Source organism: Streptococcus parasanguinis, assembly GCF_032163505.1.
Taxonomy (GTDB): Bacteria; Bacillota; Bacilli; order Lactobacillales; family Streptococcaceae; genus Streptococcus; species Streptococcus parasanguinis_V.
The window spans coordinates 152,501-177,688 of record NZ_CP134147.1 but is presented as its reverse complement, the minus strand read 5'-3'; the positions used below and the strand labels follow the sequence as shown (position 1 = coordinate 177,688).

The 25,188-nt window shown below is 41.2% G+C and carries 23 protein-coding genes (1 of these 23 running past the window's edge); 7 read left to right on the top strand and 16 right to left on the bottom strand.

Annotated elements, in window-relative coordinates; genetic code table 11:
- Positions 1–5 precede the first annotated feature (5 nt).
- The 9 genes from RIN70_RS01060 to RIN70_RS01020 form a co-directional block, all read right to left on the bottom strand.
- A complete protein-coding gene (locus RIN70_RS01060; protein WP_129824433.1) occupies positions 6–1,652 on the bottom strand; it encodes a sensor histidine kinase in 1,647 nt (548 codons plus the stop codon).
- A 2-nt stretch (positions 1,653–1,654) separates the two neighbouring features.
- Positions 1,655–2,266: a YesL family protein gene (locus RIN70_RS01055; RefSeq protein WP_031572560.1), complete on the bottom strand. Its 612-nt coding sequence runs from the start codon at positions 2,264–2,266 to the stop codon at positions 1,655–1,657.
- Positions 2,267–2,435: 169 nt separating this feature from the next.
- Positions 2,436–3,917, bottom strand: a complete 1,482-nt coding sequence (locus RIN70_RS01050) for an ABC transporter substrate-binding protein (protein ID WP_129824432.1) — start codon at positions 3,915–3,917, stop codon at positions 2,436–2,438.
- Positions 3,918–3,996: 79 nt separating this feature from the next.
- Positions 3,997–4,929 (bottom strand): carbohydrate ABC transporter permease, encoded by a 933-nt coding sequence (locus tag RIN70_RS01045; protein WP_003004100.1) that lies wholly within the window; start codon positions 4,927–4,929, stop codon positions 3,997–3,999.
- 13 nt (positions 4,930–4,942) lie between these two features.
- The gene (locus tag RIN70_RS01040; protein WP_003009701.1) at positions 4,943–5,872 is read right to left on the bottom strand and encodes an ABC transporter permease; all 930 of its coding nucleotides are present in this window, start codon (positions 5,870–5,872) and stop codon (positions 4,943–4,945) included.
- Positions 5,873–6,099: 227 nt separating this feature from the next.
- Complete coding sequence (locus RIN70_RS01035) at positions 6,100–7,980, bottom strand: beta-N-acetylhexosaminidase (RefSeq protein ID WP_070589752.1); 1,881 nt, start codon at positions 7,978–7,980, stop codon at positions 6,100–6,102.
- Complete coding sequence (locus RIN70_RS01030; RefSeq protein WP_070589750.1) at positions 7,974–8,843, bottom strand: ROK family protein; 870 nt, start codon at positions 8,841–8,843, stop codon at positions 7,974–7,976. Before RIN70_RS01030 ends, RIN70_RS01035 begins: the two co-directional genes overlap by 7 nt.
- Positions 8,844–8,933: 90 nt before the next feature.
- Positions 8,934–11,579 (bottom strand): alpha-mannosidase, encoded by a 2,646-nt coding sequence (locus tag RIN70_RS01025; protein ID WP_313790616.1) that lies wholly within the window; start codon positions 11,577–11,579, stop codon positions 8,934–8,936.
- 76 nt (positions 11,580–11,655) lie between these two features.
- The gene (locus tag RIN70_RS01020) at positions 11,656–12,936 is read right to left on the bottom strand and encodes a glycoside hydrolase family 125 protein (protein WP_155124976.1); all 1,281 of its coding nucleotides are present in this window, start codon (positions 12,934–12,936) and stop codon (positions 11,656–11,658) included.
- 215 nt (positions 12,937–13,151) lie between these two features.
- On the opposite strand from RIN70_RS01020, the gene RIN70_RS01015 reads away from it, so the two are divergent.
- Positions 13,152–15,227 carry a GH92 family glycosyl hydrolase gene (locus RIN70_RS01015; RefSeq protein WP_195423816.1) on the top strand — a complete coding sequence of 692 codons (2,076 nt, stop codon included), beginning with the start codon at positions 13,152–13,154 and terminating at the stop codon, positions 15,225–15,227.
- 191 nt (positions 15,228–15,418) lie between these two features.
- On the opposite strand, the gene RIN70_RS01010 is transcribed toward RIN70_RS01015, so the two are convergent.
- The 6 genes from RIN70_RS01010 to RIN70_RS00985 all read right to left on the bottom strand — a co-directional run bounded on the left by RIN70_RS01010 (position 15,419) and on the right by RIN70_RS00985 (position 20,253).
- Positions 15,419–15,976 (bottom strand): DUF6287 domain-containing protein, encoded by a 558-nt coding sequence (locus RIN70_RS01010; protein ID WP_195423814.1) that lies wholly within the window; start codon positions 15,974–15,976, stop codon positions 15,419–15,421.
- Positions 15,977–16,114: 138 nt separating this feature from the next.
- Positions 16,115–17,620, bottom strand: coding sequence for a zinc ABC transporter substrate-binding protein AdcA (locus RIN70_RS01005; protein ID WP_254732980.1), 1,506 nt, complete (start codon positions 17,618–17,620; stop codon positions 16,115–16,117).
- Between the two features lie 2 nt (positions 17,621–17,622).
- Positions 17,623–18,426, bottom strand: a complete 804-nt coding sequence (locus tag RIN70_RS01000; protein WP_003009676.1) for a metal ABC transporter permease — start codon at positions 18,424–18,426, stop codon at positions 17,623–17,625.
- Entirely contained in the window at positions 18,419–19,123 is a 705-nt protein-coding gene (locus tag RIN70_RS00995) for a metal ABC transporter ATP-binding protein (protein WP_118397159.1), read from the bottom strand. The genes RIN70_RS01000 and RIN70_RS00995 overlap by 8 nt, the downstream gene beginning before the upstream one ends.
- Position 19,124: 1 nt before the next feature.
- Positions 19,125–19,562, bottom strand: a complete 438-nt coding sequence (locus RIN70_RS00990; protein WP_003004547.1) for a zinc-dependent MarR family transcriptional regulator — start codon at positions 19,560–19,562, stop codon at positions 19,125–19,127.
- Between the two features lie 310 nt (positions 19,563–19,872).
- Positions 19,873–20,253 (bottom strand): NAD(+) diphosphatase, encoded by a 381-nt coding sequence (locus RIN70_RS00985; RefSeq protein WP_223346196.1) that lies wholly within the window; start codon positions 20,251–20,253, stop codon positions 19,873–19,875.
- 190 nt (positions 20,254–20,443) lie between these two features.
- Between RIN70_RS00985 and RIN70_RS00980 the strand changes: the two genes are divergently transcribed.
- On the top strand, positions 20,444–20,770 hold the full coding sequence (locus tag RIN70_RS00980) for a DMT family transporter (protein ID WP_009732038.1): 327 nt from the start codon (positions 20,444–20,446) through the stop codon (positions 20,768–20,770).
- Between the two features lie 163 nt (positions 20,771–20,933).
- Here RIN70_RS00980 and RIN70_RS00975 read toward each other — a convergent pair whose 3' ends face one another.
- Entirely contained in the window at positions 20,934–21,380 is a 447-nt protein-coding gene (locus tag RIN70_RS00975; RefSeq protein ID WP_000287814.1) for a helix-turn-helix transcriptional regulator, read from the bottom strand.
- A gap of 319 nt (positions 21,381–21,699) precedes the next feature.
- Between RIN70_RS00975 and RIN70_RS00970 the strand changes: the two genes are divergently transcribed.
- The 5 genes in view from RIN70_RS00970 to RIN70_RS00950 are tightly spaced (at most 59 nt apart) and all read left to right on the top strand, a layout consistent with a single transcriptional unit that may run on beyond the window.
- Positions 21,700–22,173, top strand: coding sequence for a hypothetical protein (locus tag RIN70_RS00970; RefSeq protein WP_313790615.1), 474 nt, complete (start codon positions 21,700–21,702; stop codon positions 22,171–22,173).
- A gap of 40 nt (positions 22,174–22,213) precedes the next feature.
- Positions 22,214–23,410, top strand: a complete 1,197-nt coding sequence (locus tag RIN70_RS00965; protein WP_101770932.1) for a replication initiation factor domain-containing protein — start codon at positions 22,214–22,216, stop codon at positions 23,408–23,410.
- 2 nt (positions 23,411–23,412) lie between these two features.
- Complete coding sequence (locus RIN70_RS00960) at positions 23,413–23,799, top strand: hypothetical protein (protein ID WP_009732035.1); 387 nt, start codon at positions 23,413–23,415, stop codon at positions 23,797–23,799.
- 59 nt (positions 23,800–23,858) lie between these two features.
- The gene (locus tag RIN70_RS00955; RefSeq protein ID WP_000598356.1) at positions 23,859–24,053 is read left to right on the top strand and encodes a DUF3173 domain-containing protein; all 195 of its coding nucleotides are present in this window, start codon (positions 23,859–23,861) and stop codon (positions 24,051–24,053) included.
- A 3-nt stretch (positions 24,054–24,056) separates the two neighbouring features.
- Positions 24,057–25,188, top strand: the 5' portion of a protein-coding gene (locus RIN70_RS00950; protein ID WP_009732034.1) for a tyrosine-type recombinase/integrase. 2 nt of this gene lie beyond the right edge of the window; only the first 1,132 of its 1,134 coding nucleotides appear in the window; the start codon lies at positions 24,057–24,059; only part of the stop codon is in view: it crosses the right edge, with 1 base visible at position 25,188.

The window sequence follows — 25,188 nt, the reverse complement described above, 5'->3', positions numbered from 1 at the left end:
CTCCTTTATTCATCTTGAATGGTTATCGTATAGGTCACTCCATGGTGAGGTTGGGAGAAGACTTGGATATGGTAGCGATCTCCAAAATAGAGTAGCATGCGTTCATGAACATTGATAATTCCGATGGACTGCCGCCCACTCTTTTCTTCGATTTCTGAGCGTGGATTGCGATTGGCTAGTATCTCTTGAATGCTTTCTAGCTGTTCTTCTTCCATCCCGCGCCCATTATCAGTAACTAGAATCATGACTTGCCCTTCTCCTTGCAAGACTTTGACACTAATCACATTGTCCTTGCGTTTGTGATCCACTCCATGTGCAAAATAGTTCTCGACCAAAGGCTGGATGGTGAATTTTGGAATCTTCATTTTTTCCAAACCTGGATCGATCTTAAAGCCATAGGCGATCGATTTGGGATAACGTACCATGCAGAGGTAGCTGTATTTGCGACAAAATTCGAGCTCATTTTCAACCGTCGTCACTCGCTCATCTGAGATATTATTGCGCAAGAGACTACTAAACTCATAGATAATATCACCCAATTCATCCTGCTCTTGCATGACGGCATACATCCGGATAAATTCCAGTGTATTGTACATGAAATGGGGATTGATCTGGGCTTGTAGGGCCCGCATATTGGCATCTTTTTGGCTGAGCTGCAACTGGTAGATATCCCGAATGTTCTTGTCCATATTGTCTAACATGGTATTGATCATATTACCAATGACCAAAAGTTCTTGGTCCTTCGTCGAAGTATCAATCCGACGTTCACTATCGCCTTGACTGATCTGATTCATGGTATCGACCAAATCGAGGACTTGACGCCGGTAATTTTTGAAAATCTGCCGTAATAACAAGTACAGGATCAAGAAAATCAGGAAAGCAATGGAGAGAAAAGTGGTCAGGTTAGCTAGACCCTTCTTGACCAAATAACTTTCAGAAACGACTACATCCACCTTGTAGCCATAGATCGTGCTACGGGTTTGCCATTTAACATCTTTTGCTTGCTCCTTATCCCCTTCATGGTACATTTCTTTCCCAAAGGGCGTGAAGATCCGCACAGCAACCGGTAGATCTCCTCTAGCATTGTCAATCGCTGCCGTCAAAATTTCCTGGTCCAGAGTAATATAAGCAATCCCAACTCCAGCACCCGTAGTCGGATCTGTCAAAGGAACCGGAATGGCTGTCGCAGGAGCCTTGTAATGGTCCGCGGAAACTTGCTTACCCCCCTTCGATTGCCGGGTAGAGACAAATACTGTCTTGTAATCCGACAAGGTGACATCGATACCCTCGATGTTTTTATTGCTCAAATAGAGACTGTCAATATTCTTATGTAGGGACAATTGGATATAAGAAGGAAACTGGGCATTCAATCGCCAAGTCTCATACTCCGATGGTGACAAGGTAAAATAGCGATAAACCCCTTCTAATTTTGCAGGGTTTTCAACGAGACTACGCCCTTCTTGTGTGACCCGCTGATAAGAGGTCTCGAGATCCGTCACGACTTCAGTCAAGACCCGTTGGGCGATCCGATCGGCTTCAGCTTGCTGGTTTTTCCAAGAGATCCCCGCTACGACGAGACCCATAATGGTCAAAATGACCACCATGACATAGGCGTAGAATTTTAAAAGCGTACTTAACCAGATTTTTTTCATCGTTAGGATACCAATTTTTCGTGGATATTTTGATAAACAGGGTCAAAGATATCATTGACAAAGAAATGCCAGACGCCGATCAAGACAAAAAAGAGAAGGGCTGGCATATAATAGCTAATGACACCAAGTAGTGCTGTTCCAAGGATGAGCTTAAGAACTGGACGAATGTCCAGCAACATTCCGATCAAACTGAGCTTGATACTGTTGGCATAAGAGAGAGCAAAATGCACTTGCAATTTCAAATAAACAGCGTAAGCTAGAGGCGCAACCAAGAGGAAAACTAGATTAAACAGAAGAACCAAAATTTGGAAGAAATTTAAGTGAGGAATCTGGATCATGAGGTACATGCCATAGAGGAGGATTCCTTCAATGGCAAAGAAGGTGTAAAAAACTTGATTGGCCGGAACCAGATTTTCTTTGAAGAGTTCCCAAGCGCGTGACCAATGATAGTCCTTGTAGGTCATGCCATTTTCCGCATAGAGGCTCATGATAGTGGCACTGGCTGGTCCTACTCCTAGAAGGATGCCCCCACAGATCGTCAAGACCCAAAAAATCCCTGTTACCAGCATGGCAACATAGACTCTCGTAAAAATGAACTCGATGATTTTCCCCATCATTCAGCCTCTTTTCCAATTAGTCATTCTATTATACCATAAAAATAAAACGCTTTCCCGCATTTACATTAGTAAATTGAAATATTGATTTTCATTTCCAGGGTTCATTTTCATAAAGGATTAAAAAGGCTCTGGAGATTCCTCCAAAGCCTTTTCGCACTACCTGTTCTTATTTTTTAGAAGCAAGGAATTCGTCGTATTGTTTTTGCATTTCGTCAAGCACTTTTTGGTAAGCACCTTCTGATTTCAATTTTTCAAGCATCTTAGGAACTTCTACTTCAGGATCCACTGTACCAGTATTGATCGCACCTGCGAATTGGTTCAAAGTATTTGTAAGAGCAGTGATTTCTGATTTCACTTTATCTGTGTTAAAGATGAAGCCAAGTGCTGGAGATTCTTTTGCAGTTTCCAAATCTTTCTTAGATTGTGCAATTTGTTCATCTGTTACGTTTTCGTTGATGTAAAGAATCCAGTTGTTACCAGTGTTCCATCCAGACATGTGAGTGTTTCCGTTGTAGCCATCCAAGACTTTGACACGGTTTTCTTTACCTGGTACTTTTTCCCAGTTCTTGCCTTCTGGTCCATAAACAAGTCCGTTCAAGAGTTCTGGATCAGTGTTCAAGAGGTTCAACACTTCCATAGCTTTTTCTTTGTTCTTAGAGTTGTTTGAGATAACAAAGTTAGCTACTTGAGTGGTATTGTTCTTCTTGTAAAGTTCAGTAAATGGTTTGATGTCGATCTTACGGTTTGCTACACGAGAAAGCAAGCTATTGCCGTAGTCAGCTGGTCCTACTGTTTCTTCACGAACCAACCATGTATCTTGAGAAAGATCATAACCAGTATCGCTTGTAGCTACGTCTTTTGGAATGTATCCTGCTTCGTAGTATTTATGAAGAGTCTTCAAGTTTTCTACATAACGAGGGATTGTGTAACGGTCAACGATCTTCGTAGTATCACCTTTCAAGTCAACAACGAATGGAAGTCCATCAACAGCTACATAGTCGAAGTCATCTGAAGGTCCACCGTAGCTCTTGTTCATGGCAAATGGAACAACGTTTGGATCTTTTTCTTTAATGGCTTTCAAGACTGGTTCAAGAGAAGCATAGTCTTTGACGTTTGAGATGTCGATACCATATTTTTCAACAAGTGGTCCGTTGAAGGCAAAGTTTTGAGAAGATGCAACGTTGGCTGCTACTGGAACAGCATAGATCTTGCCATTTACAGTGTTCCCTTTGATGTAAGCTGGGTCAAGTGCTTTGTAAAGGTCTTTTCCTTCTTTCTTGTACAATTCTGTCAAGTCAGCATAAGCACCTTTTTGAGCGTTGATAACGTAGTTATTAGCAAAGGCAATATCATAGTTTTCACCAGATGAGATGATAACGTTCATTTTTTGTGCGTAGTCACCCCAACCAAGATATTGGATATCCAATTTTGCGCCAACTTTCTTTTCAATGATCTTGTTGGCATTTTTAAGAAGAACATCCAAGTTATCTGGTTTATCACCGATTTGGTACATCTTGATGATTGGTTTACCGTCTTCAGTTGTTGCTGACTTCTTGTTGTTCCCTGTAAGGTTTCCACAAGCAGCAAGAGTAGCTCCAAGAGCGATGACACTAGCAGATGCTAACGCGTATTTTTTCCAATTTTTCATAAGAAAAATCTCCTTTATGTTATTTTCTTTTTAGACTAAGTTATGAGTTGAAAATCCTGCTGATTTTCAATGAACGATGTTATTCTTTCACACCACCGATGGTCAAGCCTTTTACAAAGTAGCGTTGGAAGAATGGATAGAGAATGGCGATTGGCACTGTTGCCACAACCACCATGGCCATACGTCCTGTTTCCCGTGGGATGGATTGTACAGCTCCTGCCAATTGGCCGGATACCCCGACGTTTTTAGCGATGTAATCCATATTGTTTTGGATTTGCATCAAGAGGTATTGCAATGGGTAAAGGTTGTCACTCTTAATATAGAGGAGGGCATTGAACCAGTCGTTCCAGAACCCTAAAGCAGTGAACAAACTGATAGTCGCAATCCCTGGTAGAGACAATGGCAAGCAGATTTGGAAGAAGATCCGTGTTTCACTTGCCCCATCGATCCGAGCGGATTCAAGGATAGCTTCTGGAATGGTCCGTTTAAAGAAGGTCCGCATCAAGATGATGTTAAATGGACTGAGCAACATTGGGATAATCAAAGCCCCGATGGTATCACCCAATTGCAAGAGTTGAGTGGTCACAATGTAGCTTGGAACCAACCCTGCACTAAAGAGCATACTAAGGAGTGAAAATACGGTAAAGAACTTGCGGTATTTAAAGGTACTCCGTGAGATTGCGTAAGCATAGGTTGTGGTGATAAAGACATTACATGCTGTTCCCACAATGGTCACAAACAAGGTAATGAAGAGGGCTTGCAAGATTTTGTCTTTGAACTGTACCAAGAAGAGGTAACCATCAAATCCAAATTTTGCTGGCCAGAATTGGAAGCCATGGACTGCCAAACTTTGTTCGTCAGTCAAAGAGATCATGACAACGAAGATGAAGGGAAGCACACAGGTCAATCCGACCAAGGTCAACAACAAGGTAAAGAAGAAGTTGCTCTTCTTACTGAAAGAATGGATCCCGACATTATCAATTTTTTCTTTTTGAATGGTTGATTTTTTCATACGATCCTCCTTTCTAGAAGAGAGCGGCATTCTTATCAATGCGACGGGCAATGATATTTGAGATTAAAACAAGAACCAAACCGACTACCGATTGGTAAAGACCGGCTGCTGCTGTCATCCCGATATCCCCTGACTTGGTCAAACCGTTGTAGACATAAACATCAATAACGTTGGTCACACTATAGAGCGCTCCAGCATTATGCGGGATTTGGTAGAAAAGACCGAAATCTGCGCGGAAGATATTTCCGACTGCAAGAATAGTCAAAACCGTAATCAAGGAAGACAACTGAGGAATGGTGATGTTGCGAATGCGTTGCCACTTAGACGCACCATCCACAGTCGCTGCTTCATAGTAAGTTGGGTCAATTCCCATGATGGTTGCATAGTACATGACACTACTATAACCAAAGCCTTTCCAGATTCCTAAGAAGAGGAGAAGCGCTGGCCAGATCCACAATTCCGAGTAGAAATTGATGGCTTTCATACCAAATGAAGTTAAGATGTGGTTGACCAATCCTTTGTCCACGTTAAGGAAGGCATCGGTGAAGAAGCTGATGATAACCCATGATAGGAAGTATGGGAAGAGCATGGAGGTTTGAAGCACCTTGACCACTCTTTTTGATCTCAACTCACTAAAGATGATGGCGATCCCAACGGAAACAATCAATCCTAAGAAGATGAATCCTAAGTTGTACAATACCGTGTTTCTTGTAATAATGTAGGCATCTTTGGAACTAAAGAGGAACTTGAAGTTGTCAAAGCCAACCCACTTACTCTTCATGACACTGTCAATGAAGCCCTCTCCCGTAATATGATAGTCCTTAAATGCTACGATATTCCCAAAAACCGGAATATAGAAGAATAAGATTAACCACGCTGCACCAGGTAAGACCATTAAAAGAAAAATGAAATTTTCTCTCAGAGTCCTTACAAACTTTTTCATTTAACTCCCCCCTTTGAGCCTTGAGCGTGTTTATTTACTTTGGTAGCGTTTACATCACCTATTATAAGATAGCCCATTTACATTTTCAAACTCCTAATTATAGAAAAAATTCTACAAATTTATGACATAGCTTTAAAAAAGAGTAGAAAAGGGTGGTCGTAAAGACAGTTCCTCTTCTACTCCTATCCCACCGTGGATGAGATACCTGTCATCCAACTTGGCATTTTTTACGTTGTATAAATGGTCGAAGCTGTCGCAATGGTGTGCCATTGATTAGCTGTTGTGGCTGCGAAGTCCTGATCCCCGTAGAAATCGTTGAATGGTAAGATCTCTTCTTCTAGTTCATCGATACATGTGATGGAACCAGCTAGGTAGTTTTCAATCCGACTTTCTGCTCGCTTGATGCGTTGCAAGAGTCCACCCATACGGATATCTACGGTATCCAAGCCGAAGACCTTGTTTTCTTTCAACCATTGGTGACTAAAGAGGTCATGGAAGTGTTCAATCTGGCTTCTGAGTTTTGGCAATTCTTCCTGAGCGATTTGTTGCAAGCTCTCTTTATCACCTGCGTGATAGGCCTCACGGATGCGTCGTCCTACATCGACCTTGCTACTTAAAATAGCATTCAACTGTGCCTGAGTTTCAAAGAGATAAGCGTAGACGCCCGCTTTTTCTTTAATGTCAGAAAGAATCTCAGCTGCTTGGGCAAAGTGTGGCTTGTCCTGTTCAGGTGTCATGTGCTTGTCAAGAATTGGGCAAAGAACATCCTGATAAAAGACATAGCGGTTAGGGTTAATCCCACTGAGATTGTCTGGTAGGTCTGGCAAGAGGTTGGCCAGATCCAGCTGCATAAAGTCCTCAACGGATAGGCCTGTATTGGTCTTAAAGTGAGCTGAAAGACGCTCTAAATCATTGCAATAGCTGAGTTCTGCCCAAATTTGTAAACTTGGGAGAATCGAGAACTGGGCTGTTTCACCACCATTGTCCCCCCAGCCCGTCACAATGACTTCCTTGATCTGATTAGCACGGCAGGCTTTATTGGCTTCAAGAGCGACGAGGCGACTGAAATGGTTGTGGGGCGTAAAACCAATCCACTTCCAGGCACCACCAGCAAAGGCAATATCCTGACTAATCTTATGGTGATTACGGAAGTTTCGGTTGTATTTTTCCTCGCTATCCTGATAATAATCCCAGTAAACCAAGGTCACACGGTCTTTAAGACGGTCTAAATAAACTCGTGTTTCTTCTGGAATTTCTACCTCACGGTCGTACTGGCCATCTGCTGACATAAGCTTGAAGAACATATCACTCCACATCTGGCAGTGGAAACCATACTTGTCTGCAATATCCAGCACGCGCTCCAAATGTTGGCACATAAGGAGACTCCGATCCACAATACCGTTCAAGATAAGATAACGACCCAAACCGACCAAGTGAGCTTCGTCCATCCCGATGTTGACCTTGCGAGTTTGTAATTTAGATAACGTCGCAAACATACCGTCAATCAGGTCGTAGACTTTTTCTTCACCGATGAGGAGAATATCCTCTACATCGCGGAGTTGCTGGACTTCCTTAACCCCCCATTTAACAAAGGCTGATAAATGAGCCAAGGTCTGGATGCATGGGACAAAGGTCATGTCAAACTGCTGGGCATAGTCTTCGATTTCCTGTAACTCTTCAGCTGAGTAGGCTCCACGGAAATAACCAAAGTAAGGTTGCCCCTCAATCTGATAGGTGTCCTCCATATAGAGCTCAAAGGTTGAATAACCCATCAGAGCCAAGAGTTCAATCATCTGTTTGGCTGATGCGACATTGAGCACGGCGTTGCGCGAACAGTCGGCCATATAGGCCAAATCTTCATAAGCCGCCTGTTCTTCAATCTCTACTTTGTCTCCTTCTGCTAAAGCTGTTGCTAGCACAGACAAGGCGCGGTAGAGTTGATGAGGTTTGCGGTAGGTCAGTTGATACTGCCCATTCTCACCCTTGATAGAGATAGAAGCTTGGTCAGACTGAGCGACCGCCACCTCTACATCTGGTAGAGAAATGTGATTGTTTAATACTTCAACAGCTTGGGCTTGTTTGGGACTAAGTCCTGTAAAACTTACCATTGGTTTTCCTCCTGTAACCAGTTGACAAGGGCACCGTAGAGATTGGCATCTGCCTGATAGGTGCAAGCTTGAATCACTGGAGCAATTGTATATTCTTCATATCTTTCCACAAAGATGTCTACTGCTTTTTGCACCCCTTTGATAAAATCTGGGTTTTGACTGATAGAGCCACCTAGGCTAATCACATCTGGGTCAATGAGATACTGGATATTGAGCAGTCCTTGAGCAAGATTACGATTCATGCGCTCAATGGCTTCCTGGCAAAGGGCATTGCCGGCTGCAGCCTCTTGGTAGACCTTACGTCCATCCCAGTCAGACTGACCTGATTTTTCAATCACATAGCGAACCATGTTTCCTGTAGAAGCGAGTTGTGACCAGTTATTGAGCTTTTCTGCAGGCTCGATAGTTGTCATGTAGCCAAACTCACCGCCCAAGCCATGACGTCCACGGTGAAGCTTGCCATTGATAATCATGGCTCCACCGATTCCGGTACCAATCACGACACAGGCTGCATTTTCAATCTCAGGATGCGCCAGCAATTCACTCAGTCCAACACAGTTGGCATCATTTTCTAGATGGACAGGTAGCTTGTGATGAGAAAGGGCCTCATACCATGAAAAACCATGGATATAAGGAATGGCACTGATCCCTTCAATTACCCCTGTTTCTTGGTTAACAGCCCCTGGCACACTCATAGCAATCCCACGGTAGTCACGTTCTGACAATCGCTGGTCCAGCCAAGCTAGCAAATCTTCTAGAGTTTCTGGAGTTGGGGTGCTGGCCTTATCTAAAATCTTTCCATCCGGAGTGAGACTAGCAAACTTAATCCCAGTCCCTCCGATATCAATCGTTGCAATGGTCATTGCTTTTACCTGTAAAAAGGAGCGAGTCAGCAGTTGGTTCTTACTTTTTCGCTCCTCCTTTCCTTTTATTGTTTCTTCAGCTGCAACCAGCTATACTTCTTCTTTTTTAATCCATTCTGTCCGGATTTCTTGCGGTGCCAATAAACCTGTATGGACCGGATACGGTTGTTCCAGAAGATCGACAACCGTTTGTTGTCCTTCTGACACGCGCACATTTTCTTGGCTCATGTTGTAATAGCGAAGGATGTAACCTTCTTCATTTTCTGCTACCTTAAAGGCTGTTGGACAAACCTGAGGATGCGTCAAGGCTGTATGCTTGAGTAAGCTACCAGACGCTGCTACACTTCCTTCTTGTTTTTCAACTTGAAGGCTGGTCATCGGTGTCTGCAAAGCTTTGGCACGACGAAAGGCTGAGAAACGCCCCTGAGCTTGATGGCATTCTACTGCATATTCAACCTCAAAGTTCCGCAAACATTGTGCTTCTGGTGTTGGGAAATAGCCCCAGTCACCAAGTTCACCGGAAGCACGGAGAAGTGTTACAGCTATCGTATCGTCTCCAAGGATTTCGTATTCATGCAATCCTTTATTGGCCACTGTTACCCCTTTGACGTCATCATACAAGCTGACGAAAGCTTGCTGGTGTTGAGGATTTTCAGGATTTTCCCAAGAAGCAGCCGGTTTATTTGGCCGTGTCACAACCTCATAGATACTTTCAGAATCGTTGCTTGGACGTGTATTGTGAGTCTTGACCAGAAGACGGATGCGGTGATCCTTGGCAGTATTGGTAAAGCGCGTCTTGAAGCGAATTTGTGGATCATCTACAAAGATGGTCATCTCCGTTTCAAGAGGGATCGTTGTCAGCTCTTCTGAGCGACTTGCCTTGCGGTTCATAAACTCGATAATGCCTCTTTGCTCCGCATCCAATTGTTCATCCGCGCTAACCGGGATCGTCAAGTCATGCTTGAGCAAGATTTTGGCATAGCGAGCATTGTTTTCCAAGACCTCATAAGCTGTTAACTCCGCATAGATCGGTTCGGTTCCTTTTGGTTGGAAGTAGATATATTCATTTCCGATATCCCCACGATCTTCAAAGCGAAGGAAATCCTCATAAGCCTCATTGGTCGTTTTATCATAGAGGGTCAAGCCATCATCGATACTAAGGGTTACAAATGGCGTATCGATCACCCCATTTTGGAACAGACCATCATGATGAGGTGCTTTGCCTTCTAAGAGCTGGAAGGTGGTCCAAGAAAGAGGCGCTAGGTGAACTGGAACCGTCACGCGCACTTGACGTGCAATATAGGGTTGACGGAATTTATCCTTAGGCAGGGTATAGCCAAAGCTTGCTCCCAAGTCCTCAATCTCTGCTTCTACAAGATGCCCCTCTAAATCTTCTACGTGGTAGTCTGGCAAGCTCAAAGCGGCCATTTTCTTGAAGCCTTCTGTCGGATGCAATTCCTTAAATGGACAAACCGCAACATCGACAATCGTGCTGACGGTGTCCACCTTATTATGCAAGCCAGTATTGATGACCGTAAAGAGGTGCTCACTCTGGGCTTTTTGAGCTGCTAGTTTACCTTTCCATTCGTTGAGAAGGTTGGTCTTGACAAAGTTTCCGACTTGATTGACCTTGGCAAAACGAACTTCCATCTCACGGTGAACATCATCTACGCTACATCCACATATACTATCGTGTGGCGCATTTTGTAAGAGTGTCTTCCAGGCATAGGTCAATTGATCCTTGTGGTTGTGACCACCAGTAATGATGGTCAAAGGTTCCACCACTTGCTCCAGCAAGTTGCTGTTTTCTTGGAAGGCTTGCTTGAGATAAATCCGAGAGGAAGACGTATTTGCCAGTGTGTACCAACCATCGGTTTCCTGACTGGTCAATTCTCCCGTAACCGTAGATAATTGCTCAGGAAGCGCACTTTCCACTGCTTGAACATATTCATCAAAAGAGCTATGAATAAAGGTCACGTCAGGGAAGAGTTCATTGGCCACGCGAATAGCTTCACTCAAGTTCCGTTGAACGGGTTGGTGGTCACAACCGTTCATCATCAACCATTGGTTGGTGGAGGCATAGTCACGAACATCTGCCAATTTTTGTTTCCAAAAAGCTAAAGCCTCATCTTTATCCACTGGAATTTCATTCCCATTACTGTACCAGTTGGCAAAAAGAATACCGAGTACGCGACTACCATCCGCCCCTTGCCAGTACATTTCAGAAAATTGAGAGGTAAACTGCTCATCTTCGAGGACTTGGTTGTCAAATCCGATTGGTTTGACTCCACGACCAAAGGCTGCTACGTGGATACCTGATTTTTGAAGAATTTGAGGTGCTTGCCCCATATTTCCAAAGGTATCTGGGAAGTAACCAATCTGAGTGGATTTGCCCCATTTAGCGCATTCAGCCTGTCCAATCAAGGTATTGCGGACGTTGGCTTCACTGGAGATCAGGTAATCATCCTGCAAGATATAGAAAGGACCAATCTTGAGCTTGCCCTCGTCGATATAACGTTGCACCTTGTCGCGGTTTTCAGGGCGAATTTCTAAATAGTCGTCAAGGACAATGGTTTGTCCATCTAAGTGGAAACTTTTGAACTCCGGATCATTTTCAAAAAGATCAAAGAGATTGTCAAACAGTTCCACCAATTGCATCCTGTGGCTTTCAAAAGGTAGATACCACTCACGATCCCAGTGGCTGTGAGAGATGATATGTACAACAACATTTTCCATGAGTAAAACCTCATTCTAACTTAAATTTAAAAATATATTTTTGATTCTTTCCCAGAATCTGTTAAGCGACAGCTCATTAGCGAATATCCAAGTAATCCAAGACCAATTCACAGAACATCATGTTGGCCCAAGAGAACCATTCACGCGAATATTTGGTTGGATCATCCACGTGGAAACTTTCGTGCATGACACCTGTTCCACCATCGCAGGCAACCAACTGATCCAGCAAGAATTTCTTCTCAGCTTTATCTGTCGTTGTCAATCCTTGGATGGATAAAGCAATCGGCCAGATATAGCGATAGAAGGTATGAGAACTTCCGAGTCCGCTTGCGTACTTCCCTTCATAGAAGTATGGATTTTCAGGGCTCAAAATCGTCCGACGAGTAGCTTGGTAGACCTCATCGTCGATCGCGCAGTAGCCAAGATAAGGAGCTGCCAACAAGCTTGGCACGTTTGGATCATCCATGATGCTAGCATTTCCCAAACCGTCTACCTCAAAGGCATAGATCTTCTCGCCCTTACTGTTAGTAGTGTAGGCGTAGTTTTCGATCCCTTCTTGAATCTCCGCTTGGAGGCGTTTGGCATCTGCAATGACACTCTCACTATCAACTAGATTCAATGCTGCAAAGATTTCTTGGACATAACCCAAGACAACGACTGCGAACATATTGGACGGAATCAAGTAACTATACTGACAGCAGTCATCACTTGGACGAAAGGCTGACCAGGTCATCCCTGTCACAGCAAAGTCAGGACCAAAGCCGTCATTTACCAGCGTATCTTCCTTACGATCTGTATCCCGAACGAAGCGATAAGGGGAGTTCTTGTGGTCTTGTTCCACTGCCCAGAGATGAAGGATTTCCTTGGTCGCAGTGATAAAGGTTTCATCAAATTGGCTAGTCTCACCAGTTTCCTTCCAAAGGAGGTAAGCCAACTGCAAGGGATAGCACAGCGAATCCACCTCATACTTGCGCTCCCAAATCCAGCCATTGAGATCTGTATGGTCAGTCTCGTGATGGCCTTTCCAGTTCTCCTCAATATTAAAAGAGTTGGCATAGGGATCTTTGAGAATCAAGGTCATCTGGCGTTTGACCAAACCAGCAATGGTCTGACGCAAACGAGGGTCTCTTTTTGCCACATGAAGATAGGGCCTCAATTGAGCCGTCGAGTCACGCAACCACATAGCTGGGATGTCCCCTGTTAACACAAAGGTTGAACCATCTTCTAAAATTTCAACTGTATTGTCCAAAGTGTCTGTATAACAACGTTCAAAGACATCCACCCACTCAGGGTACTCCTTAGCTCGCTCAGCCACTTGATCCAACCATTCTCGCACAATTTCTTTTGAATAGGTCATTTATTTTCCTCACACGTATCGATTCTTTCCTATTCAGTATAAAAGATTTCAAAAGGGAAATACATACGCAAACTATAGCCCTTTTTCTACTAAATTTTCCATTTGATAAAAACGCTATCATATTTGACAACACTTTGATACAATGAAGAAAATACCACCGCGTGTTCCAAGAAAAACACAGATCATTTAAGGTTGATGAAGAAAAAGGAGACAAGATGCGCACACATTGCCAAACCATCGATACCCGCTGGGGAAGCGATAATCATCCTCACTATTCCCACGGAAACACCCTCCCTTATACAGGAGTCCCTTTTGGGATGAACTACTTCCTTCCTCAGACGACACACGAACAAGGGGCTTGGTTTTTCAACCCCAATCTCCCTATTTTTCAGGGATTTCGTCTCACCCACCAGCCTAGTCCTTGGATAGGAGACTACGCTTGGTGCCTCATCACGCCCATCACAGGAGATATTGCAAGTTCCGACCTCTTCCGTCGCCAAAGCAGTTATTCGATGAAAGAAGCTATTTTCCAGCCCCACTACCTTCGGATTTTTTCGGAACGTTATCAGATTCAAAGCGAGCTGGTTCCAAGCCGCTACGGGGCTGTCATGCGCTTTCGAGCACCAGAAAAGCTGACTCTCTGCTTTCATGCAGCAAAGGAACTAGAGGACTTGACTCTGACAGACCAAACCTGCCACTTCCACATTCTGGATCAGGCCCATACCGCAGATACTTCCTACTCTTTCTATCTCCAGTGGCAATTTAGCCAGCCGATTGAGAACGTCACTCACATCGATCAAGATCTTTTTCTGACCTTTGCTAGCAAGGAAGTGACCGTCCAATTAGGAACTTCTTATCTGTCCCAAGACATGGCTCACAGTCATCTTCCCCACCTTTCCCTAGAGGAAGCTAAAAAAGAAGCAGCCGATCAATGGAATCAGCTGCTAAAACGAATTGAAGTAAAAGATGCTGGAGGGCGTGACCAAGCCTTTTTCGACCATTGCCTGTACCGACTCCTCCTTTTCCCTCAAACCTTTTATGAAACAGATACCGAGGGAAATGACTGGCACCTGGATGTTACTCATAATGAAATCAAACCAGGAAAAGCTTATACGAATGTCGGTTTTTGGGACCTCTTTCGGACCTCTTTTCCGCTCTTTAGTCTTGTCTACCCCGATTACTACCGTCACTTTCTCGAAGGATTTTTAAATACTTACAAGGATACTGGTTTTCTACCAAAATGGTTGGCCCCAGATGAACGAGGAATGATGCCAGGTACCCTCATCGATGGCGTCTTTGCGGATGCTGTCACAAAAGGGATCGCACCAGACCTACATGAAAACATGCTGACAGCTATGCTCCAGACGGCCCAAAAAATAGACCCCACTCAACATTTTGGCCGCCATGGCAATGAAAGCTACAAGGCCCTTGGCTACCTACCCGATGATTTTCACGAAAGTGTGAGCCACAGCCTAGATTATGCTTATAGTGATTTTTGCATTGCTACCGTTGCCAAGCACTTGGGGCATACAGAAACAGCCGCTCGCTATGCTGCTTCCAGCCTCTCCTACCGGACATTGTATGATGCCCAAATGGGCTTCATGAGGGCGCGATCCACTAATGGAAACTTTAAAGAACCCTTCTCTCCTACCAGCTGGGGAGGAGATTATGCAGAATGTTCTGCAACCCAGGCTACTTTTGGAGCCTTACACGACTTCTCCGGCCTGATAGAGCTAATGGGCGGTAAAAAAGCCTTCACCCAACGACTGCTGGATCTGGCCAATCAAAAACCTCAATTTGACGTAAGAGGATATGGCTATGAAATCCACGAAATGAGTGAAATGGCCCAAGCCCCATTTGGGCAGATCGCCATCTCCAATCAACCCAGCTTTCACATTCCCTACCTCTTCCGTCACAGCCTTCATCCCGAATACACCAATCTCCTGATCCACCAGATCCGTTCCCAAGCTTTCCATCAAAATTTCCAAGCCTATCCAGGTGATGAGGACAATGGTAGTCTATCTGCTTGGTACATCTGGTCAGCCCTTGGGCTCTATCCAACCTGCCCAGGAAAACCAATCTATGATCTGGGACTCCCTCTCTTTAAAGAAGTCCTTCTCCATCTTCCCAAGCAAGAGCTCAAGATTTGCGCCAACTCACACACTGCAGGCGCCTATTTCATCCAAAAAGCCCTATTAGATGGCAAAGAAAAACAAGAGGTTTCCCATCAAGATCTCCTTGAAGCCCAATTGCTCCAATTTGAGCTTTCTTGGCTTCCCCCACATACATAAGAAAAAGAGAGTGGGACAGAAATCGGTAATTCGTTAGAATTCGATTTCGTCATCCCACCTCCGCACAGTTTAGTAGGGCTGTAAAAGCTGATGAAATCAGCGTAGTAGAGCCCACTCAACCACTGCGTCTTGCTCGACAATCCAAAAATAATTGAGAGGCTAGGACTTTTGTCCCAGCCTCTGTTTTTCCATTATTCATCTCCTACATGATAGTAGATCGAGCCTTGTTCCCCAAAACTAGCGATACCAACACCTGACCACAAGCGGTTTTTAGAGGCATCTGATGTGTCCTTAAAGACGACTTGTCCTTGATCATCGACCTGATCACCAATGGTCACTCCTGCAGGAATATACTCCAACAAGAAGCCTCCATCACGCCCACCATAAATGCCTTCTGAGGCGGTTCCGTAATCCGTCAAAGAAGCTCCATAGCCCTCTAACTCTTGCGAGACCAACCCTTTGTCGTTAAAGACCAGCTTGTTTCCCTTATCATCTTGCCAGACACCAGCAATACTGCTGTAGTCTCCATTGGCAATCGCTTCAAGATCCATTTTCTTCACTTCTTTTTTCTCTTCTTTTTTTTCTTTCTCCTTCACTTCCGAACTAGAAGCATCCGTCTTTTTGACTTCAGAAGAGGTCGTCGTTTGACTAGAGGAAGTGGTTGATTTTTTGCTCGTTCCCTGTTGCGAACAAGCTATCAACAGGACCACACTGAGAAAACTCACAAGAATTGCACCAACTTTTTTCATTTAAAATTCCCCATACATTTTTTAATTTAAAGCCCTTTCATTGTAACGTATTTTCAAGCATTTGACAAGCTTTGCTCCCCATTTTTAATCAAAAAGAGACCGGGATAATCAGTCCTAGTCTCTCTTTTGATACAGCTCTTAATGAGCCAGCATTTCCTGTGCCACTTCTAAACCAGATAAGTTGGAAGGATAATACGTTGGCCAATTTTCTAACTCATCATAAAGCGCTTCTTGACTCTTTCCTCCATGGAAAATGTGGAAGTGAGCTGCCTTTGCCGGAGTAATTTCATGGTCACTAAATTGAACATATTTGAAGTCTCCCGCATCGCTCTCTTTCGCTTCAAAGAGATAACGAACACCACGATTTCCCTTCTTATAAGTCAAAATGTGCTTACCTACGTATTTATAGGTATATTTCTTAGAAGATCCTTTTTGATAAAACTCCATTGAATCCTTATCAATCTTAATCCGATCAATATCTGTTTGGTAACCCTTGGTATAATATTCCTTATACTCAGCAGCCGTCATAGTTGGATTTAATTTTGCCTTATAATCAAAGACCTGATCCAAAGTTCCATCTTGCAAGTATGGATAAACTGATTTCCAATCACCCGCATAATTTTCCAAGCTACGATCCTTCACTTGACTATCCTCGAAATAGCCCTTTTGAACTGTCTTAGCATCTTCCTCATGTTCCGGTTGAATATCCTTACCAGCTTGTGACGTTGTTTTCTCTAGCGCCTTCAGATTCTCCTTCATAACAGACACGTAGTCTTCGCCATCTTTCATTTCTTGATCCGTCAGGCTTTCCAAAGGATTTAAGACAGCCAACTCAACACCAGCTTCAGAAGACAAGGTTTTCGCCAAGGACTTAGAAGCATTTTCCTCAAAGTAAATGACCTTGATCTCATTTTTCTTGATATACTCTGTCAATTCACGCAATCGTGCAGCAGAAGGCTCGCTATCAGGTGAAATCCCTGAAATGGCCACCTGGTTTAAGCCATAATCCAAGGCCAAGTAACGGAAAGCCGCGTGTTGGGTTACAAAATTCTTTTGTTTCGCATCTTTCAATCCATCCTGATAAGCTTGATCCAAGGCCTGTAATTTCTTTAGATAGGCTTGGGCATTTTTCTCAAACGTCTTTTTCTTATCTGGATAAGCTGCCACCAATTGATCACGAATCGACTCTACCATCTTCATGGCACGATGTGGAGAGAGCCAAAGGTGAGGATCATATTCATGATGGTGTTCTTCGCCCCCTTCGTGTTCATGTTCCTCTTCCAATCCAGGAAGCAAGACCATGCCCTTGGTAGCATCGATCACTTTGGTTTTCTTATCCTTCATTGATTTCAAAAGATTTGGAACCCACGTTTCCATATTTTCATTTTCATAGACGAAAACATCCGAATCTTGAATCATAGCCCGCCCCTTAGCAGACAATTCATATTCATGAGGCTCTGATCCCGCTCCAATGAGCAGGTCTACCGTTCCTTCATCTCCGACAATATTTTTTGTAAAATCATAAACAGGATAAAAAGTGGTCATCACTTTTAATTTCCCATTTTGACTCTGACTTTTGCCACAAGCTGTCAAAACAAGTGTTAAAGCCACTAACAATAACCAACCAAATTTTTTAAAGTTCATATCTATTTCCTCAAACGTGATCCAAGATTCACAAGCAAGAACAGTGCCACAAATAAAAGCGTGATGCTGGCACTCGCTGGTGTATCTGCAATATAAGACAAAATCAACCCACTAAACATCCCGATAAAACCAATGATGACCGCAATCAGCATGACCCCACGGAAGTTCTTCCCTAATTTCAGCGCAATACTAGCCGGTAAGACCATGATGGTTGAAACCAATAACGATCCTGCTGCAGGAATCATTAAGGCGATAGCAACCCCCGTTACCACATTAAATAAAATGGACATGGTCCGGACCGGAAGGCCATCTACAAAGGCCGTATCTTCATCAAAGGTCAAAATATACATAGGACGCAAGAATAAGGCCGTCAACACTAATACAACAAAAGCAATCACAAACAAGGCAATCACCTGTTCATCCGTAATGGTTAGGGTAGAACCGAACAAGTATTGATCCAAACTCATCGAGCTCTTCCCACCACCACGCATCAGTACCAAAGCTAGGGCAAGACCTGTGGACATTAAAATTGCCGTCCCGATCTCCATAAAGTCCTTAAATAAGGTCCGCAAATACTCAAGAAAAACCGCAGCAATAATGACAATGATCATAGTCGAGAGCGTTGGAGAGATCCCAAGGAAAAGCCCAAAAGCGACACCCGCAAGAGAGACGTGACTTAGCGTATCACTCATAAGACTCTGCCGTCTTAAAATCAAGAAAATCCCTAATACAGGAGAAAAAAGACTCATGGCAACCATAGCCAACAAGGCCCGTTGCATAAAATCATACTGGAATAAATCAAGCATGGTCACCCTCCCCTTCAGTATCATGGACATTAAAACATCTCCAAGGAGAGCTTTGGTCACGAACCAAATGAATATTCCGATCCGCAAATTGGCTAACCTCTTCAGGATCATGCGTAATCATCAAAACAGATTTTTGATGGTGATGCGCACTGTGATGCATCAACTCATAAAAATCACTCTTTGTCGTCGCATCCATCCCTGTCGTAGGTTCATCTAAAACAAAGATATCCGGATCTGAAGCAAACATCCGAGCAATGACAGCACGCTGTTTCTGACCACCAGACAAAGAACCAATCGCCCGATCCTTGAACTCCAGCATCCCAACAGATTCCAAACTCTTCAGAATATGTTTTTCATCGTGCTCATTCAACTTTCGAAACCATCCTTTACGAGGATACCGACCTGATTTCACAAATTCATAGACCGTACTTGGAAACCCTGCATTAAAACTAGCAATTTGTTGCGGCAAATAAGCAATCCTTAACTTCTTTCCCTTAACATTCGTCTTTGAAATCTCAACAGTCCCAACCTTGGGCTGTAAGATGCCAAGGCTAGCCTTAATCAAGGTTGACTTAGCAGCCCCATTCTCACCAGTCAGCGTAACAAACTCTCCACTATCTAAGTAGTAATTGATCCCTTCTAAAACCGGTTCTCGATCATAATAGAACGATAAATTTGAAACCGTAATATACCTCAAACTATAACTCCTCTTCCAATAAATCTAAAAACCGCGAAATAACCCCTTGCTCATTCTTGGTAAACTTCGACAAAACATCCTCATAAGTGTGAAGGGTATGCTGATGGTGGTGCTGATGCTCTAATGCAATTGGCTTACCAATCTCAGTTAAGCGATAATAGAGAACCCGAGCATCATTTTCATCTCGATAAGTCTCCAGCATCCCCTGACTTAATAAGGGCTTCACGGCCTTCGTGATAGCAGCCTGACTGACATTCAATTTCTTAGCTAAGACAGAATTGGTTAGAGCTTCATCAGCAACCAGCATCAAGATATGTTCCTGAGTGTTGGTTAATGAAACACCACTTGTACAAGAACCAACTAAAATCTCATGCTGATTTTCTGATAACAATAAAATAGAATTTAAAAATCGATCGATTTTGTTTGCAACTTCAGACAAAATTAACTCCTTCTAATTCATTAAAAGAAACTTTACCGGTTAATTATATCACAAAAAAGAAAAAAAATAAACAAAAAAAGGAGTAAAACTCCTTTTTAATCTATACCGGCGGCCGGGGTCGAACCGGCACGTCCTTGCGGACACTGGATTTTGAGTCTAATATTATTAGTTTTAAATCTCAGAAATATTGATTTTATAAGCTTTTTTTCCATAATATTTTTTAAAACTTAGTATCACTTCCAAAGTTTAGATACTTTTTAGTAACTATAAAATGCTAGAAAGTATACTCCTTATTAAAAAGAGTTTTGGACTAGTTTTGTGCAATTTTATTACCCATATCCGTAATAAGAGAGGCTAAATTAATTGCCTTTAATGATTGTAGAAATTGGTTGTGAATATCATTAGACACATAACCAGCTAGCAAAATATGCTCAGCCATGTCATATTGCTTAATCAAGAGAATCTTATCATGTTTTTCATTAAATAAAATCGCACTAATTGCTGTATTAAAGACTGGAAAACGAAAACTCGCACATTGTGAACAATAAGGAATATCTCCCTCATCTTTTAAAAATTTTTTCTCCAAAGGATGCCCACATTCGGGACAACAAGTCATTGTTTTGTCAAATATAGAAACCTCTTTTTTAAAGTTCTTAAAAGTAATTTTACCAGTAAAATCGAGACCACGCAAGACATTGAAATAAATCAAGACTTTTTTTAAAATTTATCTTATGATATACTAAACTTATCAGCTATTGGTTCTGAAAAAGTGTCTGCCACAGTTTTACTACAAATTCTCATGACTTGTGCCAAGATTTATAAAAAACGGATAGCTATAATAGCTCTTAGAGCAAAAACATGACATATAGGAGGTTAAAGACATGTCATACTTTTATCTTTTTATCGCCATTGTAGGAGAGATATTGGGAACTAACCTTTTGAAATTATCAGACGGTTTTACAAAGCCTATTCCAACCGTTTCTGCCCTACTTAGCTATGGCGTTTGTTTCTATTTCCTCTCACTAGCAATGCAAAAAATTCCTTTAGGAATAGCTTATGCAACATGGTCAGCTGTCGGTTTAGTTTTGACAGCCTCTATCGCAGTAATGATTTTCAAAGAAACACTAAATGTTTATAGCATTATCGGTTTAATTTTGATTATCATTGGTGTTGTCATGGTTAACTTATTAGGAAATGCAGGACATTAATAAAACCGGCTCTATACTATTTGTAGTGGGTAAATCCCCTATGGATATTATGGAGCCTATTTTGTTGTAGAAAAAAAGTTCCATAAGAACTATAATGAAAAGCTAGAATTCTGTCAATATTTTGGACACATTTTGGGAGGGAATTTTGAAGACTAGCGTCCTCCTAATTTTCCCAATAAGTTTTAACTTCTTCAAAAATCTTATTCAAAAGTTCTGCATCTTTTTCTGACAACTGATTTTTTTCTATAACTCTATCTTTTAGTTCTGTTGCCTTTATTTTATTTCTTGCCACCGAAACTGCTATTGAATGTTTCAAAATATCAAACTCATCCTTTGAAAAGTTTGCAATATTGGTAAGATCTAATTGTTCTAGAGGTAAACTACTGATAATTGAATAAGGTTTTTGTCCCAGCAAATAATCTGTAGTAGTCCCAAAGATATTTGCTAATTTCACAACGAATTCTAATCCTGGTTCTAACGTTCCATTCTCCCACCGAGAATATGTCCCTTGTTGAACTCCAATTAATTCCGATATTTGTACTTGAGTTAACTTTTTTGATTTTCTGAGAGTTTTTAACCTCTCTGAAAATTTATAATCCTCTGTATACATAATTCTCCTATAGATATTCTTATTCGTATATTTTAGCTTGACAAAATATTCTAAACGGTATAAAATAGAATTATTCCATAAGGAATATTTATTTTGAGATTGAATATTCCATTGAGAATATTATAGCATAAAAGGAGGTAAAAGCGTATGTAACTAGTAGTCGATTTAAAAAATTTTAATAAAGGAGGTAGGATTCGACAAAATAAAAAATCTTGAAACAAATGTGCCGTTCGTTCCAAGATCAAAACATATTATGTAACAATTATACCACAGAAAACTCTTCAGTTGCACAAGAAAATTTCGGAGGTTTCACAAAAAGATGACCAATAAAGAGTTAGTCAATCAAATTTCTGGCCTAAACTCTACCTCTACTCTTAAAAATTGGATTCAACTGATTAAAGAGATAAGTGGCAAGGAATTTAAGAAAATTAAAGTTCCTATCAGTAGAAATCCCAGAACTCATCAATTAAGTTATACAGTTGCCTATGATTTTACAGACGAAGACCTTAGACAATTTCAAAAGTTAGCTAAACTAAAACTTGAAATAGGTCTAAAAGAGGCTATACAAGCCGTATTTGGGAGTCTAGCAGACAATGAACATGAATCCCTAAACCAAGTAATAGATGAGCTCTACGATGAACTGAGCGCCTTAAAACAGGAATTTAAGCGAGAAATGCGACTGATAAAAATTGAGAATTCCAACCTAAAAAAGAAAATCCAAGATATTGAAGAGTCGATGCAAACCGGCTTACTAGGGTTTGTTAACAAGAGGTCAAAAAATAGGTTCCGCTAATAGCGAGTTTTCGGCTGAGCCATGAGGCAGAAAGCCGAAAATGAGCGTAGATGCGGACGGACCATTTTTGACCGATAGGGTGTGTAGTAACACCACCCTCTGCAAGTTAGGTGTACCATCGAAAGAATTCAGTATTACCAAGGGTTTTGGAGATTTTAAGGGTGGCAAAATTAGGCAAAAAGTTGAATCAAAATCTATGGCAAAAAATGAACATTTACGTTCTGTATTTGACTGGATTCAAATTCAGTTTGACAAGACTGAATTTTCGCCAAGAGAAATAATCGAAGACATTCTATTTCTTGACTATGACCTATTTATTGAGAATATAGGGAGCCTTAAATACTATAACTATGATAGCCAGCTTCATTATGGAAATATCCGTATCTACTATGGAGCGAAAGAGTCGTCCTACATGCTTGTCATGTCAGGACAGGCACTCGAGTTCTATAGAGATATGGTATTAGATCCAAATAGTCTGTCCGAAAGACAGTTTCTGAACAACCTCTACTACAATTACAATCAATTTTCAGTAAGACGAATTGATATTGCAATAGATGATTTTAATGAAACACCCTATTTCACTCCTAATCAGCTTCTAAAGATTTGTCAGAAGAAACGCTTTATATATGGAAAAAGTACCTACTACAATACCTACGGAGATGAAACAATCGGCCAGACCTTATATTTGAGAAAACCCAATGATGATGAAAGACTTAGAATTTACGATAAACGCTTAGAACGAGCTGAGAAGCTCGGTATCAGCAAGCGGTATATAGAAAATTGGATAAGAACTGAGTTAGAACTTAGGAAAGAAAAAGCTCACTACTTCATTCAAGAATGGTTGCATTCGGAAATAGATCTTCTCAACTTTACCAAGGGATATCTCAAAGAAAAAGTGAGGTTCTATAGTGATAGTCACTTCTCAAAACCCTTGAGATCTTGGGAAAAGTTTTTAGGTCACTCAAAACCTGTCTCTATCATTATTTCAAAACCAAAAACAGAACTAGAACAAAAATTAGAATGGTTTACCTATAAAGGTTCTGGAGCTATTCTAAAAGCGTATAAATTTCTATACGACAATAACTTACTGCATGAGTATGAGAAATCTAACTATCTCGCACTCAACAATATGGAATATCCACCAGATTTAGCAAGTGGATTAATAGAAAGGGCAATTCTCTTTAAAAGAGAGGATTTGATCCCCACAATCAAAGAAAATATCAAAAGGAGAAATTAATTATGGCAAAAATGCTTTCACAAAATGACTGGAATTTTAATAACATTGGAACAAAATTTGAATTGGATGAAGTTATTCCAAAATTTGAAACGGAAGTCCGAGCAGATGCAAACGGAGAAATTATCAAAAACCGAGATGGTAGCGAAAGACGTTTTAATACCGATAGAATCATTGGTTGGAAATACAATGTAACAATTAAGGATGGACAATTCAAAAAGAAATCAACCCAAGTCTCAGTAGACAATCCAGATGCCTTGGTTGATAATGACTATATCCAAGCAATGGATGAAGTACCAGTTACATTTGACAATTTACAAGCTACTATGATTAGTTCGACAATGTATTACAAGGCAGATGCTATCCATTTAGTAGATGTAAAACAAAAATAAATATCAGACAAGGGGAGTTAATCCTCCCCTTACTTAATCTAATTAGAAAAGGAGATCACATGATTAAAACTGTAACAAAAGATGACCTTATCGAACTTGGATTTGCTCCAGGAACTGCAAGAAAGATTATCCATACCGGCAAATTACTATTAGTGAATCGTGGTTTTAACATCTACGATAACAAAAGGATTGGTACAATTCCAGCCAGTGTCGCAGAAGAACTATTAGGAATTGAACTCCAGAAAGAAGCGTAGCTTATGGCTTTACGTAAAAGTAGAGACGGAACTTGGATTGTTGATGTTTCCAATGGTATAAATCCAATATCTCTAAAACAACGTAGAATTGTAAGAAAAGGATTCAAAACTAAAAAAGAAGCATTGGAGGCCGAACAATACTTACGAAGTGTCGAACTTAAAGAAAAAAGTTTCAACTCAAAAATATCAATTGATATCCTTTATGATCTCTTAAAAGAAGAGGATAGAATAAACAACAGAAAACAAAGCTATATAGATACACAAGAAAACAACTATAACAGGCATATAAAAAACTATTTTGAAAAAGTTGATGATGTAGCTAAATTAACTTATGAAGATATCTATCAATTCAGAGAACATCTAAGAGATAAAAATACTCAAAACTCAGAAAAGAAGCTAAGTCCAAACACTATTAATAAAATTATAATTTTACTAAAGAAAATTCTGGATGTTGGATTAAGAAAGGGATTTTACAAGGAACATCCCGTAGGATTACTGAAAAAATTACCCATAGAAAAAGTAAAATTAAATTTCTGGACAGTAAAAGAATTTAAGCATTTCTTAACACTATTTAGCAACGATGAATACAATATAAAATTACTATTCACAGTTCTATTTTTTACTGGTCTAAGACTCGGAGAAGCTCTTGCTCTAACGTGGAAGGACATAGAGTTTTCTACAAATACAATCCATGTAAGTAAATCAATATACGTTAAAAAAGGTGAAGAACACATTAGTAGTACAAAGACAAAAGCTGGAACCCGAAGAATCATCATGAACACCAAACTAGTGGAGACACTAGAAGAATGGAGGCAAACACAGCATGAAAGATTAAAAGAATTTACAACCAACCTAGATGATCTACAGATATTTCAAAATAGCCCGATTACGATAACTAAGGATTCAATCGAAAAACAATATAAAAAAATATTACAAAGAGATAGTTCTTTAAAAAAAATAAGAATTCATGACTTCAGGCATTCACATGCTTCCCTACTAATAAACCAAGGAGAAGATTATCTTGTCGTAAAAGAAAGATTAGGACATGCTTCTATAACTACAACAATAGATACATACTCTCATTTGTATCCAAGCAAGCAACAAAAATTAGCGGATAAATTAGATGATTTGTTAT

Excerpts from the sequence above, each read along its gene's own strand:
- RIN70_RS01060 (WP_129824433.1), bottom strand. The coding sequence starts at position 1,652 with ATGAAAAAAATCTGGTTAAGTACGCTTTTAAAATTCTACGCCTATGTC.
- RIN70_RS01055 (WP_031572560.1), bottom strand. The coding sequence starts at position 2,266 with ATGGGGAAAATCATCGAGTTCATTTTTACGAGAGTCTATGTTGCCATG.
- RIN70_RS01050 (WP_129824432.1), bottom strand. The coding sequence starts at position 3,917 with ATGAAAAATTGGAAAAAATACGCGTTAGCATCTGCTAGTGTCATCGCT.
- RIN70_RS01045 (WP_003004100.1), bottom strand. The coding sequence starts at position 4,929 with ATGAAAAAATCAACCATTCAAAAAGAAAAAATTGATAATGTCGGGATC.
- RIN70_RS01040 (WP_003009701.1), bottom strand. The coding sequence starts at position 5,872 with ATGAAAAAGTTTGTAAGGACTCTGAGAGAAAATTTCATTTTTCTTTTA.
- RIN70_RS01035 (WP_070589752.1), bottom strand. The coding sequence starts at position 7,980 with ATGGTAAGTTTTACAGGACTTAGTCCCAAACAAGCCCAAGCTGTTGAA.
- RIN70_RS01030 (WP_070589750.1), bottom strand. The coding sequence starts at position 8,843 with ATGACCATTGCAACGATTGATATCGGAGGGACTGGGATTAAGTTTGCT.
- RIN70_RS01025 (WP_313790616.1), bottom strand. The coding sequence starts at position 11,579 with ATGGAAAATGTTGTTGTACATATCATCTCTCACAGCCACTGGGATCGT.
- RIN70_RS01020 (WP_155124976.1), bottom strand. The coding sequence starts at position 12,936 with ATGACCTATTCAAAAGAAATTGTGCGAGAATGGTTGGATCAAGTGGCT.
- RIN70_RS01015 (WP_195423816.1), top strand. The coding sequence starts at position 13,152 with ATGCGCACACATTGCCAAACCATCGATACCCGCTGGGGAAGCGATAAT.
- RIN70_RS01010 (WP_195423814.1), bottom strand. The coding sequence starts at position 15,976 with ATGAAAAAAGTTGGTGCAATTCTTGTGAGTTTTCTCAGTGTGGTCCTG.
- RIN70_RS01005 (WP_254732980.1), bottom strand. The coding sequence starts at position 17,620 with ATGAACTTTAAAAAATTTGGTTGGTTATTGTTAGTGGCTTTAACACTT.
- RIN70_RS01000 (WP_003009676.1), bottom strand. The coding sequence starts at position 18,426 with ATGCTTGATTTATTCCAGTATGATTTTATGCAACGGGCCTTGTTGGCT.
- RIN70_RS00980 (WP_009732038.1), top strand. The coding sequence starts at position 20,444 with ATGTCATACTTTTATCTTTTTATCGCCATTGTAGGAGAGATATTGGGA.
- RIN70_RS00975 (WP_000287814.1), bottom strand. The coding sequence starts at position 21,380 with ATGTATACAGAGGATTATAAATTTTCAGAGAGGTTAAAAACTCTCAGA.
- RIN70_RS00970 (WP_313790615.1), top strand. The coding sequence starts at position 21,700 with ATGACCAATAAAGAGTTAGTCAATCAAATTTCTGGCCTAAACTCTACC.
- RIN70_RS00965 (WP_101770932.1), top strand. The coding sequence starts at position 22,214 with ATGAGCGTAGATGCGGACGGACCATTTTTGACCGATAGGGTGTGTAGT.
- RIN70_RS00960 (WP_009732035.1), top strand. The coding sequence starts at position 23,413 with ATGGCAAAAATGCTTTCACAAAATGACTGGAATTTTAATAACATTGGA.
- RIN70_RS00955 (WP_000598356.1), top strand. The coding sequence starts at position 23,859 with ATGATTAAAACTGTAACAAAAGATGACCTTATCGAACTTGGATTTGCT.